This window comes from Bacillus sp. FSL L8-0528 (assembly GCF_038593085.1).
Classification (GTDB): domain Bacteria; phylum Bacillota; class Bacilli; order Bacillales; family Bacillaceae; genus Bacillus; species Bacillus paralicheniformis.
This window is the reverse complement of record NZ_CP151961.1, coordinates 739723-758220: the sequence shown is the minus strand read 5'-3', so window position 1 is coordinate 758220 and position 18498 is coordinate 739723. Positions and strand designations below refer to the sequence as shown.

The 18498-nt window shown below is 42.7% G+C and carries 11 protein-coding genes; 2 read left to right on the top strand and 9 right to left on the bottom strand.

The window, feature by feature from the left end; translation table 11 throughout:
* Nucleotides 1-444: 444 nt before the first annotated feature.
* From MHI30_RS03770 to MHI30_RS03740, 7 genes are all read right to left on the bottom strand, one after another.
* Nucleotides 445-1782 carry a DNA cytosine methyltransferase gene (locus MHI30_RS03770; RefSeq protein ID WP_075755348.1) on the bottom strand — a complete coding sequence of 446 codons (1338 nt, stop codon included), beginning with the start codon at nucleotides 1780-1782 and terminating at the stop codon, nucleotides 445-447.
* A gap of 11 nt (nucleotides 1783-1793) precedes the next feature.
* Nucleotides 1794-2516 (bottom strand): phospholipase D-like domain-containing protein, encoded by a 723-nt coding sequence (locus MHI30_RS03765; protein WP_075755346.1) that lies wholly within the window; start codon nucleotides 2514-2516, stop codon nucleotides 1794-1796.
* Nucleotides 2517-4268, bottom strand: a complete 1752-nt coding sequence (locus MHI30_RS03760) for a DUF1998 domain-containing protein (RefSeq protein ID WP_253185719.1) — start codon at nucleotides 4266-4268, stop codon at nucleotides 2517-2519.
* Nucleotides 4258-7617 (bottom strand): DISARM system helicase DrmA, encoded by a 3360-nt coding sequence (gene drmA, locus MHI30_RS03755; RefSeq protein WP_020450479.1) that lies wholly within the window; start codon nucleotides 7615-7617, stop codon nucleotides 4258-4260. Before drmA ends, MHI30_RS03760 begins: the two co-directional genes overlap by 11 nt.
* 4 nt (nucleotides 7618-7621) lie before the next feature.
* Nucleotides 7622-10021 (bottom strand): DISARM system-associated protein DrmE, encoded by a 2400-nt coding sequence (gene drmE, locus MHI30_RS03750; protein WP_256700788.1) that lies wholly within the window; start codon nucleotides 10019-10021, stop codon nucleotides 7622-7624.
* A 785-nt stretch (nucleotides 10022-10806) separates the two neighbouring features.
* Nucleotides 10807-12186, bottom strand: coding sequence for a 23S rRNA (uracil(1939)-C(5))-methyltransferase RlmD (gene rlmD, locus MHI30_RS03745; RefSeq protein WP_075755342.1), 1380 nt, complete (start codon nucleotides 12184-12186; stop codon nucleotides 10807-10809).
* Between the two features lie 48 nt (nucleotides 12187-12234).
* On the bottom strand, nucleotides 12235-13149 hold the full coding sequence (locus MHI30_RS03740; protein WP_075755340.1) for a diacylglycerol kinase: 915 nt from the start codon (nucleotides 13147-13149) through the stop codon (nucleotides 12235-12237).
* 199 nt (nucleotides 13150-13348) lie between these two features.
* Between MHI30_RS03740 and MHI30_RS03735 the strand changes: the two genes are divergently transcribed.
* Nucleotides 13349-14299 carry a nucleoside hydrolase gene (locus MHI30_RS03735; RefSeq protein ID WP_075755338.1) on the top strand — a complete coding sequence of 317 codons (951 nt, stop codon included), beginning with the start codon at nucleotides 13349-13351 and terminating at the stop codon, nucleotides 14297-14299.
* Nucleotides 14300-14315: 16 nt separating this feature from the next.
* Nucleotides 14316-14858, top strand: a complete 543-nt coding sequence (locus MHI30_RS03730; RefSeq protein WP_075755336.1) for a GNAT family protein — start codon at nucleotides 14316-14318, stop codon at nucleotides 14856-14858.
* A 97-nt stretch (nucleotides 14859-14955) separates the two neighbouring features.
* Here the strand turns inward: MHI30_RS03730 and MHI30_RS03725 are convergent, their stop codons facing one another.
* Both MHI30_RS03725 and MHI30_RS03720 read right to left on the bottom strand, forming a co-directional pair.
* Nucleotides 14956-15156: a hypothetical protein gene (locus tag MHI30_RS03725; RefSeq protein WP_075755334.1), complete on the bottom strand. Its 201-nt coding sequence runs from the start codon at nucleotides 15154-15156 to the stop codon at nucleotides 14956-14958.
* A 131-nt stretch (nucleotides 15157-15287) separates the two neighbouring features.
* The gene (locus tag MHI30_RS03720) at nucleotides 15288-18446 is read right to left on the bottom strand and encodes an efflux RND transporter permease subunit (protein WP_075755332.1); all 3159 of its coding nucleotides are present in this window, start codon (nucleotides 18444-18446) and stop codon (nucleotides 15288-15290) included.
* Nucleotides 18447-18498 lie beyond the last annotated feature (52 nt).

The window sequence follows — 18498 nt, the reverse complement described above, 5'->3', positions numbered from 1 at the left end:
CGTTATTTCAAATGAATACTCAATTTAATACTTCCTATTGCACAGGGGCATTGTACAATTAATTACCTGAAAACAAGGAACTCATTTTTAGAGCTCCTTGTTTTGATTTCAATTACAAACATTTCATACTAGAGATGAATTATTAAAACCACTAAAAGATAGACCAAGAATCAGTCACAATCCAAAAATATTCTTGTGTCCGTTCCTTACTTACATCTCATTCATAAGATCCTGTCGTCTCCTCTCTCATTTTCTAAAATTCTGGTGGGGATTATTTTACTCTTACATAGTAAAAAACACTCGCCAAAAGGCTAAGTGTCTTCCAGTACCACTTCATCTTTTCAATAAGAAAACTCTTTTAACAAGTTTAAGTCACGTTACTAGGTCTATTCCAATTTCATGAAACATCTACTTTTGCAGATACAAGAATTACTAGTCAGTCTTTTAATGGTGACCATTAATAACATCTTTCACTGCTCTCGCAATTACTCCAGACATGAGAGGTGGCACAGCATTTCCGACCTGCGTATACTGAGCGGTACGCGGACCTTCAAACTTATAGTTATCAGGGAAACCCTGTATCCGGGCAGCTTCTCTTACCGTTAGAGACCTGCACTGTTCAATGTCAGGGTGAATGTTATAATGACCATCTTTTGATATATGAGCAACTACAGTGTGTGGAATAATATCCCACCAATGTACCTTAAATCGGTCTAGAAATGCCTTCTCATTCTTATGTGTCTTCAATCTCTCGGGCAACTCATTGTACTTGATTTGTCTTCCTTGGGTGGCATGTTCTATAGCAATTTGATATATTTCTGCATCACGCTCTTTAATAGGTCTTGCAAAGTGATTAGTAAATCCAATACTGTCCTCTCTCATCATCAGTTCATAAGGCGACAATTGATCAACACCCTGTGTCGTATCATACTCGAAAAGTCGAAGATCATGACCTTGTTTTGGCTTCAAGACTGGTAGGTCTGAAATAACATCTCGGGTGGTTAAAGGACTATTCCAAGATAATTTATGTCTTTCAAAGTTAGGGTACTCATAATTTAATTTCTTTTGAAAGCCAAACAAGATAACCCTTTTTCTTCTTTGAGGTACACCAAAATCAGCAAAATCGATTACATTACTCCTGTCTTCTTGGCTTGTTCCTGATAACACTGTGTAACCAATTTGATCAAACGACTCTTTAATCTCTTGGTACACCTTCCCCTGCTTAGCAGTAAGTATCCCCGGAACATTTTCAAACACAAACGCTTTGGGTTTAAACTCATCGACAATTCTTTTATAATACTGGAATAGATAGTTTCTTGAGTCCTTACCTACACTATCTTTCATCCTGCTTCGCCCAACCAAAGAGTATGCTTGACATGGCGGTCCACCAATAATTAAATCTACACTTGTAGCACGGCTATACTGTAACGAATTCTGAATAAGTTGTATCATCTGTGTTGAAGAAGTCGCTGTTGGGTCATTATGGGGATTGCCAAACTTCCGATTTAGTACTTCCATCTCAAGCTTCTCTCTTAACTCAGGATAACGTTGAAAGACAAAAGCTCTCGATTGTTCAATATTGCGGTAATTGTCTGACACCCTTAAGTATTCGTGATACAATTCTAAATCGTTCTGTGCCTTTAGAAAATGGTAAAACAAACGCGTTTTAATTGTTTCACACGCCCAGTATTCTTTTTCAACATGCGCCGCAATTTTAAAATCGTGCTTATGAAATCCCTCACTCAGCCCTCCCGCTCCAGAAAATAAATCAATTACAATCATTTTCAATCTCCCTATGCATACCATATAATTTTTTCGAAATAATTATTCTTAACCAATTCTAGGAGAACATTTTTTATTACCAAAATTTTTTCTCCGCCAACCAATGTACCTATCTCTATATTATTTACTATCCCATTATAGGAAAGATTTGCGGATGAGACAAAGGCTTTTTCTTCGTCAACCATAATTACTTTTGCATGCAGAGATGAATATCCTTGAGAACCTTTATATACATACACATTAAAGTTACTCGGAAGATTTCTCCCTCTTATGTTTTCTATATAGCGATCAGTCTGGGAATTCCGGTCAAGAAAAATATCAACATTAACTCCAGCAAGTGCCTTTTCTAAAACCCTTTCCATAATTTCATCTACATACTCTGACACTGCATATCCTGTAACAAGGATAGTATTTTGTGCACCGTGAATCATTTCTCTAATGACAGCAATAGTTTTTCTAAGCCTAACGTCTACTTCACTTGGAACTGTTGCAACAAACTCAATACTACTCTGTTGTTGCTGCTCACTGTAGAGCTTAAAAAGCAAGAGCAGTTCTGAAAACTGCTCTTCGGAAATACTTAAGCGTGATAAATCGACTGGTCGTACTCCAAATTCTCTTTGTACAGTCCCTTTATCTAAGGACTCATAGAAATCTTGTGCACTAACTTCCTCATACTTCTTCAGTACGCTTTGAATTTGGTAAAGTACCATATGCGAACGAGTCAGATTCCTCATCTACAATAACCCCTTAAAGAATGGTGAGTACTTGCTGTCTATTGTTTTTACCAACAGTGAACGGTCTAATAATCGGTTTCCTGTTTCGCAAGAAGTTTCAGCAACCATGGAACAAGCAAAGCAGGCACAGCCGTTTAACTGGTTATCCTCACTCGGCTCTAAGCTCGCACAAGATGGGTCATTAGAACAGAATATGGCCTCTTCAAGTGCATCTACAATTAGTGGCCGAAGTTTATCTATACTACCCATTTCGACAAGACCACCTAAGGAACCTTCTTGATCAGTACTTCCAGTGTACAAGAGAACACCAGCCATGTTCTTTCCACAATATATTCTTTCTTTAATCGCCACTGACGAGTACCCCGATTGCAAAGATAACTGTTTAATCAATAGGTGTGCAAATGTATGCAGCATAACGTACACAATATCTTTTTCATCACGTACTTCCCATCCTTTACTCTCTATCCAACTTGCGTACAAGGATGAAAACTTCTCTGATCGCTTAGGAAGCTCACTGTTTTCTTCGAGCCACTTGCTTATAGTCGTATGGTTAAATTCAATAAAAATCCCTTCTCCGTGCACTTCAATTGCTGGTAACCAGTTTTCATACCCATCTGACTCTAACCATACAATCTTCTTCGGTTCATTGACATCCGGTTCAGGACTGTCATTCCTCATAAACCCTAGAAGCACAAGAATTTCCTTTAATCTGTGAGCCTTTACAATTCTATTGAAGTAAGGTTGAAAATCATCTGGAACTGTTTCAACTTCCGCCTCGAAGTCTCCCATCTTTACCTTCCTATCAAAAGCAGTAAAAGCCCTATACTCAGCTTCCTTAATCTGATTATACTCAATTTCTTCTTCTGAATCGTTACTATTAAGATATGCAGTCCACTTCGCGATGAAATCCTCAGCATCTGAGAACTCACTGTGACCGGTTAAACGATCACTGTAGAATTTATAATGCCAGTTTTCACCTATAAGGTCAGCATAAGTATTGATAACTTCCTTAACTGAAGTAAAAAAATCATCAAGATTGTTATCCTCACTGGCGTTGCTAGGAATAACAATAGCACTTCTTAAAGCTGGAAAGTAAACATTTGAAGCTCCCCGCTGCAAAGGAATTACAGGTTCGTTACAATTTGACTTCTCATTTAATTTATGGGGATGATTACCTGTACACTTGTAGTTCTCAAAGGAACTATCTTGCATCGCACCTCGAAGGCTCTTCTTCTTTTTACATTCACACTCTACATACAGAGAATCCAAACTAGATGTATTACCTGTACTCCATAAACGCAGTTTTCCTTTACATTCCGTATCCTGCTTACCATGCGCCCACCATCTCCAAGGAAAATCATCTAAATGATTCTCTTGACACGAGACCACGAAACGGGCAGGATACGACTTTCGTGAGCAATCAGGACACTTGGGACCACCTTTAAGATAGTCGCTCATTACAAAATTATCTCTAAGGTCAAAGAGACGTGAGCATTTTACATTGCTACACACATGGTAGTTTGGAAATGGAATTGCTGGCAAATCCTTGTGTTTCGTAGATGGGATTTTCCTGAAATAGTCCTTTTTTAGGAACTTCATCAAATTTTTATCAAATATCTTCTTATTATTATGATTAGTCCAATACTTTATGTCCAAAATCACAAGTGAGTCATTTACAGAATCCATAATTGCTCCTGGACCGTATGTTGTAATTAATTGCCCTGGTCGGACTTCCCCTACTTCATTCTTCACTGCTATTCCACCCTTCATAGATATACAACGAAGATGTACCCTCTACTTGCCTCATTGAATCGAGAGTTGGCTTTCCGCCATGTTTTTTCTCCTCAGAAAAACGTGCTAGTAAACGACTTTGGTTTCCTATTCTTGCGCTTCTTGTCTTAGGATTGAAGTAATACTGCAAATTGTCTTCCGATACGGCCCGACTGATCCACTCGTCTAGGAAATGTTGCAAATGCTCCATAGTATCCGAGACATTTCGATATTCCACAGTGGATACACGCTTTTTAACTACATCCTTGAGATAGTTCAAGTCCATATCCTTTATATTCTTTGCATCCAAGTTCTTTGCCAACTCTGGATAGCTCAACCTCAGCAAAGCAACTGCAATAGCGTGCAAAAAGCGGTCCCTAGCCCTAGAAGCATATGGAGTTGCTGTAGTTCCCTCTACAAAATGGTATAATCGCTGGTGATAACCCTTGAAATTCTGATAATGTGACATATCACGAGGCCGGTAAGGGTTGTACACAGTAATTACGAGTCCTGGCTTACTACGACCCACACGGCTAGATGATTGTATATACTCAGAAGTTTGCTTTGGTTGACCTGTAATTACCATAAGTCCTAAACGGTCAACGTCCATCCCAACAGAAATCATATTAGTAGCCAAAACCACATCTAGTTCCTCGTTGCCTATCTCCTTTTCCAACTGCTCCAATACCTTAGGAATTCTACTTGATGGCACACGGGAGGTGAGTTCTGGCTTACGGCTGATGTATCTCTGCTTACTGTACTTATACTTCTTCTGCAGGGTTTGAATTCTCTTTTTTATGTCATCCTCTAACAAACGCACTGCACCACCTAGTTCCCTGATACTGTTGAAATAACCAACAAGGGTTCTATACGGATCAATATATTTTGAAAGTTCTTCATCTTCCAAAAGGTGCTCTGTTGTTTGAAGTAGCACCGCATATATCCGTAATAGGACTGTCTTCATTGAGTGACCAGATACACAAACACCTGCATAAAGCCTGAAGGGAAACTCATCTAAGTTTCTTTCTCGCGCAAAAAAAGAATCCTCTACCTTCAATCCAGGAGGCGGGAATTGCTGTGTGAGTTTCCTTCCGAACACCTTTTCGACTTGCACCTCAGCATTCTTAATTGTAGCAGTCGCAGCAATGTACTTAGGCTTGAGATAATCTTCGCCCTCATGAGCTGTACTTAGCTCTTCAATAACCGTTTCGTACCCGCCGTACACAGTTCCTAGTGGCCCAGTTATGAGATGTAACTCATCCTGAATTATAAGTTCTGGTGGATAAAATGGTTTAACATCGTGAACACTAGCCTTAGGGTTTCGATGAGATTTTTCATGCTTTTCCCCCTCAGCAATATAGCCACACCGTTCACAAAACCTATTTACTTTTCCGAATAAAGCTGCGGTCTTTTCATCCCAAGGTAGCCGCGCAAACTTATCAACTGTAGATATAACCACAGTAGGCAATTTACGATAAATCTCTTCGTCCACCAAGTAGACTGGGATATGTGTTTTTGAAAAGAAGCATGACTCATTTGTGCAAAAGATTTTAATTCCGGTCTTTTTTGTCTTGGTGTCTCTACTTGGCAAAAACTTATACTCTAAGCCCTTTGTCCCACAGCAAGGGCATTCAATTACTTGCTTTTCAATCTTTTCATATTCCTTCAGCACCTTGTCCCTGTCAAGGTAGTACTCGTTCTCAGTAAGGTCATCTAGCTTATTTACCGTCACTTGTGCCCCTACCCAGAAGCCAACCGAAAACTCTGACTGTCCAAAGGCATTGGTTTTTTGACGTGTATACTCACATGCGCTTATCATACGCATTAATCTATCACGTTGCTGAGTAGTTAAAAGGCGGAGAGTGTATCTTAGAAGAATCGTCACACCGCCATCACGCTCATAGGCGCTGCTAGTAGAAGCAAATAGTCGTCTATATCCCAATAGGAAAGCACAAATGCCTAGGTATGCCTCTGTCTTTCCTCCACCTGTTGGGAACCAAAGAAGGTCTACAATTTTACGATCTTTTGATTTTAAATCTACTAACCCTTCTAAGTTGAGCAAAATAAACGCCAACTGAAAAGGCCGCCATTCAAGATTTTCCTTGCGTATCTCTGTCTCGAGTGTGGTGGTCTTATTATTCCTAGAATATCTTTTCATGGCATCCTGTGTATGCATGACTGTATTCATAAATTTGAAAGCAACAAATGCCTTATTATTCTCTTCGTTCGCTAACAGCTGAATGCCTCTTCTGATACGTGTTAGAGTTGCTTGACAATCTTTAATAACTCGCTCAGTTGCTTCTTTATTTGCTACCTTATCAACAGGCAACTTGTTGATCCAGCTCTCATACCTATTCGCTAGGTTATTCAGCTTGTCTATAGTCTCACGTTGGTCATCAGCCTCTGCAAATTGCTTAATGGAAAAATAACCTTTAGGGAGTTCACCATAATTTTCATCGTACGGTAAGTCTGTGCTCATACTCTCGACTTCATGTTCTGGGATAAAGGCTGACTTTAATTCACTTGCGTAGTTGCTGCTCTCTGCTTTCCAGGTAACAGCACAGCCAAACCCTTTTGCAAACACAGGCTTATTCCGATATAGGAACTCACTAAAGTCATTTTTATCCTTCCTTGCTTCGTTTTCACATAGGAAAATACCTTTACCTTCTTCATGAGTTAGAGTAAGCTCACACTGGAACATGGCATTATTGCTATTTTTATCAACTCGTTTATTTACAAGGAAAACTGAAACAAGGAATACATCTGTACCTGAAAGCTTTTTTTTGCTAACAACAAGTGATACTTCCTGTGTAATAGGGATATCAATATTCTGATCGAATGAGGACAAGGAAATATACTCCTCAAAACACTCAATTTGACGTGTCCATAAAATAACTTCTCTTTTCCTTTCGGAATCAAATTTCTTAGATGATGTGTATCGCCCCCATGCGATTGATGCACGTATATGATCAGTTGTTTCTCGCACATAGCACCTTATTCCCAGAGAGTTTTGATGCTTGAATTTCTTATTCGGTGTAATCTTCTCTTCTTCAGCTTCTTGTTCAAGTTCAGAATTTCTTTGTTGTTCCACATCTTCTTCCATTCCCGACTCAGGTTCATCGTACACGTCAGCAAATTGAACATCTTCTAAAGATTTTTCTGTTTCTACCTCGGATTCGAGAGGATATAAAATTCCCGTAATATATGCCTGGGATGGTGCTTCATAAATCACATCAGACTCGTCATGTGCTGGTCCAATTAAATCCCTTTTTAAATCACTAACCATAATACGGCGAACTTTCTTGTACATTTCACGTTCTGCTTTACTCATACTGTCACTCCTTGGCATCTACATTGTATAAAAGGCCAACTTCCGCAGGTTTTATGTAATACATCCTGTCTGAAACAATTTCCTTAATGCTTTTGGTAACTAACGATTCATTTAACTGCTCTAAAGTAAGATTGTATCTGGCCAATATAGCTGAGTCCTCATTACCAAGAACTTGTTTTGAGGAATAAATCAATTTATTTAAAATTCTAGAAGCTTTGCGTCGCTCCACCCTAATTTTCGACATTGCATTATAGTAGGTTTGGACATCTTCCACAAAAGTATTTATTCCAAGTACCTCACCCAATACCATAATGTCCTCCCTGTCCCGAGGGCCATAGCTATATCCCGTCCTCCAGTTTCGCAGAACGGATTTTGTGGTTTTATTCCAACCTGCAGTTCGCATCAATCGGAAAAGCCTATCATCGTCCATCCGTTTTTCCATAAACTTTTCTTCATATAATTCTCTCCACTTTTTAATAGACAGATATGCTTGTTTACTAGTGTCCTTCGCGTCAACAGATTGAATGAATATCCTATACAAATCTTTCCTAGCATCGTTATCGACAAAAAGAATAGTGTCTTTTAATCCTATTTCGTGAAAATGTTTATGTGTAACTCGTTTATTCTTGTTATCTAGCACATAAACTGCACTGTTCTTTGTAAAGAAGGATACACTTCCATCTGTAAAATGAACCAAAGTTGCTTTAACAGCATCTGTACCTTTATAATCCTTCTCCCCACGGTAAACAGCAGGGGACACTGTTGTACTCTTCTCTAACAAATCAGCAGCAGCACTATTTAAACCAATGACTTTCTGACGAGCAAACTTGTTGAATCGATTATAGAGATACCTATAAAAGTTAGTGCTATCCTGTTGAGTTGAGTTCTGAACAAAATGCCTTAATGCATAATTTTTCGCTTCCAATATCGTTTTCAATTTTTGAGTAATTAAGTTAATTTCTGAACTGTACAAATATAATTTGGCTCTCTTATAAGAAATTTTCAACAATGACTGTAAATCTCTAAAATTTATTGCAGAGTACATGACAAGAGAATCACAATGTACAGTAATATCTTGGGCCCAAATATCTTTAGACACAAAGAATTGCAAATCGTATTCAGCCAATTCCTCTATTGTCATTCCCATTGCCAACGAGATGAACTCTTTTAGAGCAAGTTGGTTCTTTCGACTATTGGAGACCACACAAACACTCTTGCCTTGCTTTACTTCGTTTAGAATGAATGCCTTCAATTCATCCCCCTTAGGGTTAGAACGGTCAAGAGAATGTTTGTACAAAATATCCTCAAATAATGACACCATTTCCTCAAAAGAATCATTTTCATAACGACTTTCGCTATCCTTTAATTCTTGGAGTAATCCGAGAACAGTGTCCCAATATGGCTGCATTGATGCAATTAAATCGTAAAGTCCAGCACCGATAGGAAGTCGGATTAAAATATACACCAGCTTTGCCGCAACATTCGTATCATATCTTGAAAATTTCCCCTTTCTTAATTTATCCAATAGGTGGATTAGTCGCTCAATTTCCTGCTCAAAACTACTTTTAACATACTCTACATCCAGCGAATGAATGCTCACTTTATGTAGCAATTCTTCTATATTAATCATAGGTTGCTGTATTTCGTTTTCATCAATATTCTGGATACAATCCCCATCAACTATATAATTCTTAACAGCACTTTTCTGTAGATATGGGATGCGGTCATCTAAAAGGTTGTCAAAGAACAACAAAGTGCTCTTAGGTAAGTTCGATAAGCCCTTTTTAATGTAAGAACAATCCACAAAAATATAATCAAAACTATGTTCCTGCTCATTGAGCATGTCCAAATTCTCCGTAACATAAATTGTGGGATTTTGACTATCCTTCCTCCCCAATATATTTCTGTTCCCCCTTGAAAGCGCATTAAACTTGCGGTAGCCTGATGCAACAGGATATATGTAGTGCAAGGGAACATCTTGGGGTAACTTGCCTTCGTAGTAATGGTAAAGAATATGCCTCCAATACACTCGAGCAAAGTAGGTATCCCCCATATTGCAATACCCAATATATTGATGAATATTACTGCATATTTGAAAGAGCCTCTCCGCATTCACACGGCAAGTCTCCAAGAAGGCCAGCATCTCTAAGCGATTGGTTACCACCAAGATTTCCGCCCTTTTAGATGGATTCTCTCTTTTCTGAAACCCCATTGTTTCATCCATATTAAGCGCTCTCAATACTAGATGTGGAAATATGTACTTTCTCGGTGTACAGAGCAATATGTTTTCCTTGCACAACAGGGACCCAACAATTTCATCACCCATACACTCTTCGGCTCGATAAAATATCTGCTGAGGTACACTACAATGTACTAAAGACTTGTCTGATGTGCTATACAACATCTATCTCCTTCTCTCATTTGTAAAATCGTTGGATTCACCATACAAATTACAAAAAACTTAAATTTCATAATACTATTATACCAACAGAATTAGAGTACTTCTATATGTATATTAGAAGAACAGACCAATTGTGCCAATTTCCTTGTAGCGTTTTTTAACTGAGATTTCTCCCCACTATAAAGTTATTTTAGCTATCTATAACAATTTCAGTCCGCCTCGCTGAGGTACTCTGGTTTTCCTCACGCAACTGCTGGTCACCGGCTACCACCTGTTATTTTCTTGGGGGGGCACAAAAGGCCATTAGCCAAAGGCACTATAAAAACCTAGTACCCCAGAAAAATTTTTATCTATATAAGGGATTTTTAAGAATAATAGAGAAAATTGGAGGATTTACTTTTGTGAACTATAAAGTTGGTATCGTCACACCGTTTAATGTGAATACTCTTCACAACCAAGTAAAATATAGTCGGATTTTCAGATTGTTTTTATAATTACTACTAAAAATCAACTGAGATTACAGGAAATTATTCAAAATTAGGTCTAGACCTCTTTATGAATTTGGAGGATATTCATATGAAAGTTGAGCGTTTTTTTAATGAAAACAGCTCTTGAAACTAAATAAGATCAATTAGCATTACTTGAACTAAAACAACAGCTTGACGAATACGTTAATTTCTAAGAACTAACACCTGATATTTTACACCGCTTACTTACATAGAAAGAATTGAAATAAAAACAAACGGAAGTCCGAGAATTTTTTATCGATTCCCGGACTCTTCTGCTAATTATTTAATTAATTTTATCAACGCACAACACTCCACATGGCTCGTATGCGGAAACATATCAACAGGCTGCACTTCAAGCGTCGCATACCCGCCATCCTCCAGCACCCGCAAATCGCGCGCCAGGGTTCCCGGGTTGCATGACACATACACTACACGCTTCGGCTTCATTTCAATAATCGTCCGCAGCAACGCCTCGTCACAGCCTTTGCGCGGCGGGTCAACCACAAGCGTATCAGCCTTAATGCCTTCCTCATACCACTTCGGAATCACGACCTCAGCTTCGCCAACTTCAAACTCAGCGTTCTCAATGCCGTTCAACTCAGCATTCCGTTTCGCGTCGTCAATCGCTTCCGGCACAATTTCGACGCCGTATACTTTTTTCGCCTGCTTCGCCAGAAATAGCGAGATCGTGCCGATGCCGCAGTAGGCGTCGATGACGGTTTCTTCGCCATTCAATTCCGCGTATTCAAGCGCTTTGTCGTAAAGCACTTTCGTTTGCTCGGGGTTGACTTGGTAAAAGGATCTGGCTGAGATAGCGAATTTGATGCCGCCGATGGTGTCGTAAATGTATTCTTCTCCCCAGATGACGTGCGTTTCGTCGCCGAAGATGACGTTTGTTTTTTTCGGGTTGATGTTTTGGACGATCGATTTGACGTGCGGGAATGCCGCTGTGATCTCCTCGACGATTTTCGCTTTGTGCGGGAAGTCGTTTGTCCTTGTGATGAAGACGACCATCATTTCGCCTGTGACGGCGCCGTATCTGACCATGATGTGTCTGAGCCAGCCTTTGTGGTGTTCTTCGTTGTACGCTTTAATGCCGTATTTGCCGCAAATCTCTTTAATCGCTTGAACGACGCGGTCGTTTTCCGACTGCTGGATCAGGCATTCGTTCATATCGATGATTTCATGGCTGCGCTGCTGGTAGAAGCCTGCGATCAGACCGCCTTCTCTTTCGCCGACAGGGACCTGCGCTTTGTTTCGGTAGTTCCACGGGTTTTCCATGCCGAGGGTCTGGTGGACAGTGATCCGGCTTAAATCGAGCTTGCCGATTCGCTCGAGCACGCCTTTGACTTGCTTCTGCTTATAAAGAAGCTGGCCTTCGTAATTGATGTGCTGCAGCTGGCAGCCGCCGCACTGCTTGTAGATCGGGCACGGCGCGTCCGTACGAAAGCGGCTTTCTTCTTTCAAATCGATGAGGCGGCCGAAGGCGAAGCCTTTTTTGACCCGGGTCACTTTGATCTGCGCCTTTTCGTCAGGCAGCGCGTTCGGCACGAAAATCGGGAAGCCGTCGACTTTGGCGACGCCGGCTCCTTCGTGTGTTAAATCTTCAAATACGACATTGTAATATTCATTTTTTTGAACGGGGGCTTTTTGTTTCATCTTTTTCACCTGCTATAAGAAAAACTTGGCCAGCTCTTTAGACCAAGTTCAATCATCCAATTTTCTCGCTTTTTCTTTTGACATGACGACATCGATATGGCGGTAGAGGTTTTCGAATTCGCCCGGCAGTTCGCCGCCGTATTCGCCGTCAAGGTTCAGGAGCATTTTGTCTTTGACCGTCACTTTGACACGGTTCGCTTTCGTGTAGATGATATGCTCGTCATTGATATGTTCGCCGCGGAGGGCAAGTCCGACAAGTCTGATGAATTCGGCGAGGTTTGCCCGTTTTAAAATGACGAGGTCAAACATGCCGTCATTCAAGCTTGAGTCGGGGGCGAGCTTCTCAAAGCCGCCGACGGAGTTCGTCAGCATGACGAGAAACAGCATCACTTCTCCTTCAAACAGCTTGCCGTCGTATTCGATTTCAACCTCGGTCGGCCTCAGCGAAGGAAGGAGCATTTCCATTCCTTTTAAATAATAGGCAAGGTGGCCGAGCATCGTCTTCAATTTGCTTGGTACGTCATATGTCAGTTCGGTGAGGCGTCCGCCGCCGGCAATATTAATGAAATATTGGCCGTTGACGCGGCCGATGTCAATCGGACGGGCTTCTCCCTCTATTATTGTGTCAGCCGCCTTTAAAATATCCTCGCGCGGAATGCCGAGCGCTCTCGCAAAGTCATTCGTCGTTCCGACCGGAATGACTCCGAGCTTGGGGCGGTGTTCCAACGGCGCCAGTCCGTTGATGATTTCATTTAATGTGCCGTCTCCTCCGGCCGCAACAATTAAGTCAAATTCCCGCTCAGCGGCGTGTCTGGCGGCCTGTACGGCATCCCCTTCCCCTGTTGTCGCATGGCATGACGTTTCATAGCCTGCCTGCTCGAATTTCTGCAGAACTTGGGCAAGGTTTTTTTTGAAGATTTCGCGTCCGGAAGTCGGATTGTATATGATTCGTGCACGTTTCATGTTTTCATCATCCTATTAGAGTATCCGTATCATTTCTTTACCAACAACCTTTAATTATACTAGTTGTTGAAAAAATCGCAACAAAATGGGTTTTATTATTTGTTTAATTTTAGATAAAATACCCTAATTCATGGTAAAAAAGACTTCGGGATCTAATTGATGTAAAATAATCAATATTAAGAAAAAAGGAGATGTTGCTGTGAAAAAGCCCGTTTATTTTAACCATGACGGAGGCGTCGATGATCTCGTCTCTTTGTTTCTGCTGTTGCAGATGGAAGACATCAAATTGATCGGAACATCCGTCATACCGGCGGATTGCTATTTGGAGCCGGCTCTCAGTGCCAGTCGAAAAATCATTGACCGCTTCGGTTCGTACCAGGTCGAGATGGCGGCATCCGATTCAAGAGGGGTGCATCCGTTCCCGAAGGAGTGGCGCATGCACGCTTTTTATGTCGACGCTCTGCCGCTTTTAAATGAAAAAGGCGAAGTCCGGACCCCTGTGTCAGACCTGCCCGCCCACCTTCATCTGATTGAATGCGTCAAACAGAGCCCGGAACCGGTGACACTGCTGTTCACTGGCCCGCTGACAGACTTGGCAAGGGCGCTTGAGGAAGAACCGGCGATCATCAAGCACATTGCAAAGCTTGTCTGGATGGGCGGCACCTTCCTTGAGAAAGGGAATGTGGAAGAGCCTGAGCACGACGGGACGGCGGAATGGAACGCCTTTTGGGACCCTTACAGCGTCAAGACGGTGTTTGAACGCGATATTCAGATCGAAATGGTCGCGCTTGAAAGCACGAACCAGGTGCCATTGACAAACGATATCCGCTCCCATTGGGCGAGCCTCAGAAAGCATGTCGGGATCGATTTTATCGGCCAGTGCTATGCGATGTGTCCGCCGCTTATCCATAACGAGACAAATTCGACATACTACCTTTGGGATGTGCTGACGACGCTGACGCTCGGCGCCGTCGATATGACACGCTCGCGCACCGTCAAGGCTGTTGTCCATACGGAAAGCCCGCGCCAAGGAACGACAGAAGAGCATCCTCGCGGCAGAATGGTCAAAGTCGTCGATCAAGTCGACAGGGAGCAGTTTTTTGCGTATTTTGAAGAGTTGATGAAAAAAGCCGACCGCATTCCATCTTGATAAAAGGAGACTTTCCATGATCAAAAAAGGGACAAACATTTACATCAGGCCGCTCACGGCTGAAGACGCCGAGGCATGCCTTGAATTGCAGAACGCAAACCGCCCGTTTTTTGAACAGTTTTCAATGGAGCGGAACGAAGCGTTTTATACAATCGAAGGACAAAAGAAGAGGCTTCAAAGATTATATGAAAATATGCAGAACGATGAAGATTACTATTTTGGCATCTTTGATTCTGCAAACGATGCGCTGATCGGAACGATTAACCTTTTCCAGGTGCTGCGCGGTTCCCTGCAAAGCGCCTTCATCGGCTATTTTTTGGATCAGAAGCACAACGGCAAAGGCTACACGACAGAAGCCGTCAAGCTGATGGTCGAGTTCGCCTTTCACGATCTCAAGCTCCATCGCATCGAAGCCGGCGTCATGCCCCGTAATCTTGCCTCGATCCGGGTGCTGGAGAAGGCGGGTTTTCACAAAGAAGGTATCGCCCGGAAAAACGTCAAGATCAACGGAAAATGGGAAGATCATCAGCTGCTGGCTGTGATCAATCCGCATGATTAACCGCTTTTTTGCGGGGCTGGAGAACGAAATCAGCAGCATTAAAAAAGCTTGTCGATGAAGATCATTCAACCTTCATCGACAAGTACAAAATAAGCCTTCATCTGCTTTTTGTCTCTTTTATGATGCTGAAAATCACTAAGATGATAACACCTGCGCATACAATATAAAATAAAACATCAGTCACAGGGTTTCTCATATTTTTTAAGAGAAATATGACTCCGATCAACACGATCGGTATGATCCAGGTGAGCCACTTTACAATTTTGGGGCTTGGTTCGCTGTTTCCTTTCGATTCCATTCACTGCCTCCTCATCACGTTACCTTTGACAAAGCATAACACAGGATATTTTTGTTAAACACCGCCGATCGTCTCATCAAAGAAAAAACCCCTTGGGAAGGACCATTCCAAGGGGTTTATGTTTTATCGACTTACTCTTCTTCCATACCCGGTTTTTTCCGGCGGAATTTCGCCAGTACTTCGTATACGATCGGTACGATCAGAAGGGTAAGGAGCGTTGAACTGATCAAACCGCCGATAACAGTGACGCCGAGTCCTTTTGAAATGACCTGGCTGCCGCCTTCAAATCCGAGCGCCAATGGAATCAGGGCGCCGATTGTGGCGATGGCCGTCATCAGGATCGGACGGAGCCTTGTAGAGCCGGCTTCAAGGAGCGCTTCTCTCGTTGAGAGCCCTTCCGCTTCCTTATGGATGACGCGGTCGATTAAGACAATCGCGTTTGTGACGACGATTCCGATCAGCATCAGCATTCCGATCATTGCGTTCAGGCTGATCGTTTCTCCTGATACGTATAGTCCGACCAAGGCGCCGATAATCGTAAACGGCAGCGAGAACAGGATCGCAAATGGCGCCAGTGCTCCGCCGAATGTAATCACAAGCACGAGGTAGACGATCGCAACCGCCGCAAGCATTGCGAGTCCGAGTTTTGTAAAGGAATCTTCGATATCAGCGGATACGCCGCCGGTATCGATTGTGACGTTGTCAGGCAGTTCGATCTTGTCGATGTTTTTCTGTACGTCGACTGATACGGCCGTGACGTTGTCAGATGTGACTTCCGCCGTGACATCGGCATAGATTTTGCCGTCGCGTTTTGAAATCGTGTCAGATGTCGTGCCTTCTTTCACTTTCGCGACATCGCCGATTTTTACTTCCTGGCCGGTCGGAGTTGTGATTTTCTTGTTTTCTAAATCTTTGACACTCTTATAAGTTTCTTCTTCTGTTTTAATCGTGACATCAAGATCTTTTCCGTCTTTTTTCACGGTTGTAAGCGGCGCCTGCGATGTTTCTTTCATGAGCGCCTGAGAAATCTGTGATGCCGTTAACCCGAGTTTGCTCAATTTCTCCTGGTCAGCGACAAAAGTAAATTCGTCATATGTGCTGGACAGGCCTGAGCTTACGTTCTTCAGGTCTTTTTGGTCTTTCATAATCTTTTCGATCTCTTTTACAGTGCCTTTAATCTCTTTTTCTGAATCTCCGTACACATAATACGTTAACTCATTGTTATTGCCTGACGAGCTGAAATCCTGGGTTTTCCATTCTCCGCGTTTGGATTGCTTCTGAATGTCTTTTAGGACGTTGTCCTTTTCTTTATCAAAGTCAGGCGTGTCTTCCTCATATTTGATATAGAACAACGCGCCGTTTGAGCTTCCGCCCATCAGCGGATTTCCCGCTCCTAACGTATATTGAACCGTATCGACGTGTTTGCGGTCCAATAGGACTTTTTCAGCTTTTTGCGCTTCCTTTTCCGCTTCTTTTTTCGTTTCTCCCGGTTCAGGGGTATACGTGATCTGCACCATTTTATCTTTTGTAGCAGGCAAGTAGCTCGCTCCGATTAACGGCACGAGGAACAAGCTTCCGACCAGCATCAGAACCGCGATGATCGAAGTGATCCATTTATGGCTGAGCGACCAATTCAACACTTTTTTGTAGAAGTTGGCCAGTACCCCAGGCTTGTGTTCTTTCGCCTTCACCGGCGCACCTGTCAACGACTTTTTAAAGAGGGTGTGCGCAAGCATCGGGACAAGCGTGATTGCGATCAGCAGGGATGCGGCAAGCGCGAATACAATTGTTAAGGCAAACGGCAGGAACAATTCGCCGATTTGACCGCCGACGAGTGCGAGCGGCAGGAATACCGCGATCGTCACGATCGTTGATGACATGATCGGCATGAACATTTCCTTTGTCGCTTCGCGCACGAGCGCTTTTCCGCGCAGCGGCTCATCTTTCAGCCTCATGCGGCGGTAAATGTTTTCGATGACGACGATCGAGTCGTCGACAACCCGTCCGATGGCGACCGTCATGGCGCCGAGCGTCATGATATTCAGCGTGATATCAAGCTGGTTTAGGACGAGCAGTGCGATTAACAATGACAATGGAATCGAAATGACCGAGATTAATGTTGATTTAATATCCCTAAGGAATAAGAGAATGATCACAACCGCAAAGATCGCTCCGAAAATCGCTTTGCTCAGCATCGTCTCGACCGACTCGGTGATCGGTTCGGCTTGATCGTATGTCGAGCTGTATTTGAAGCCTTTGTGGTCTTTTTTGAATTGTTCGAGTTCAGCTTTTACATTGTCGGCTACCTCGACGGTATTGGCGTCGTTTGCTTTAATGACGCTGATGCCGATGCTGTCTTTACCATTGGTGCGTGAAATGGATTCGGCTTTTTTGACATCTTTAATCGTTGCGATGTCAGATAGCTTAACCGTCGGGATTCCCGCGCTTTGCTGAGCTTGTCCGGCGCTCTGTGCTCCGGCTTGAGCCTGCGCTCCCTGGGCCGCTTGCGCACTTTGCGCTCCGGCTTGCGCGCTTGCGCCTCCGGCAGACGCCGCTGGAATTCTCATATTTTTCAAGTCTTTAATTGTTTCGATATCGCCGCTGACGACGACCGATTTTTCTTCTTTGCCGAATGTGTACAACCCAAGCGGAGTCGTCACATCAGAACCTTGAATCACTTGCTTGACTGTATCCTCGTCAAGCCCGTATTGCTTCAACTTGTCTTTTTTAAATGAAAATTCGACTTCTTCAACCTGCTGTCCGGAAAGCTGAACGGAGGCTACGCCTTCAAGGCCTTCAAGCTTCGTCAGGAGGCTGTCTTCCACTTTTTTCGTCAAGTTTTGAAGATCATCTTTATCACTGGACACGCTGAGCGCGAGGATCGGGAAAGAATTCATGCTGTAGCGCGAAATGCTCGGCTCTTTCGCATTGTCCGGCAGAACGAGATTCGCCAATGCTTCAGCGGCTTCCGTCTTCGCTTTGTCCATATCCTTTTCATAATCGTATTCAATCATCACCGATGATGCATTTTCATACGATGTGGATGTCACAACGCTGACGCCGTCCAGGTTTTGCACGGCTTGTTCAACAGGCTTTGTGACTTCATCAGCTACCTGGCTCGGAGTGGCTCCGGGGTATGTCGTGCTGATGGTCAAATAAGGCATGTTCACATCAGGAATCGATTCCTGCTTCATATTTAAACCCGCATAAATGCCGGCAACCGTAACAATAATCGTCATCAGCCACACAGCGAACTTGTTCTTTAGTACAAAATTAATGATAGAATTCATTACGACCTCCATTGTGTATATCATTTTCAGAATACAGATTGACTGACTGGTC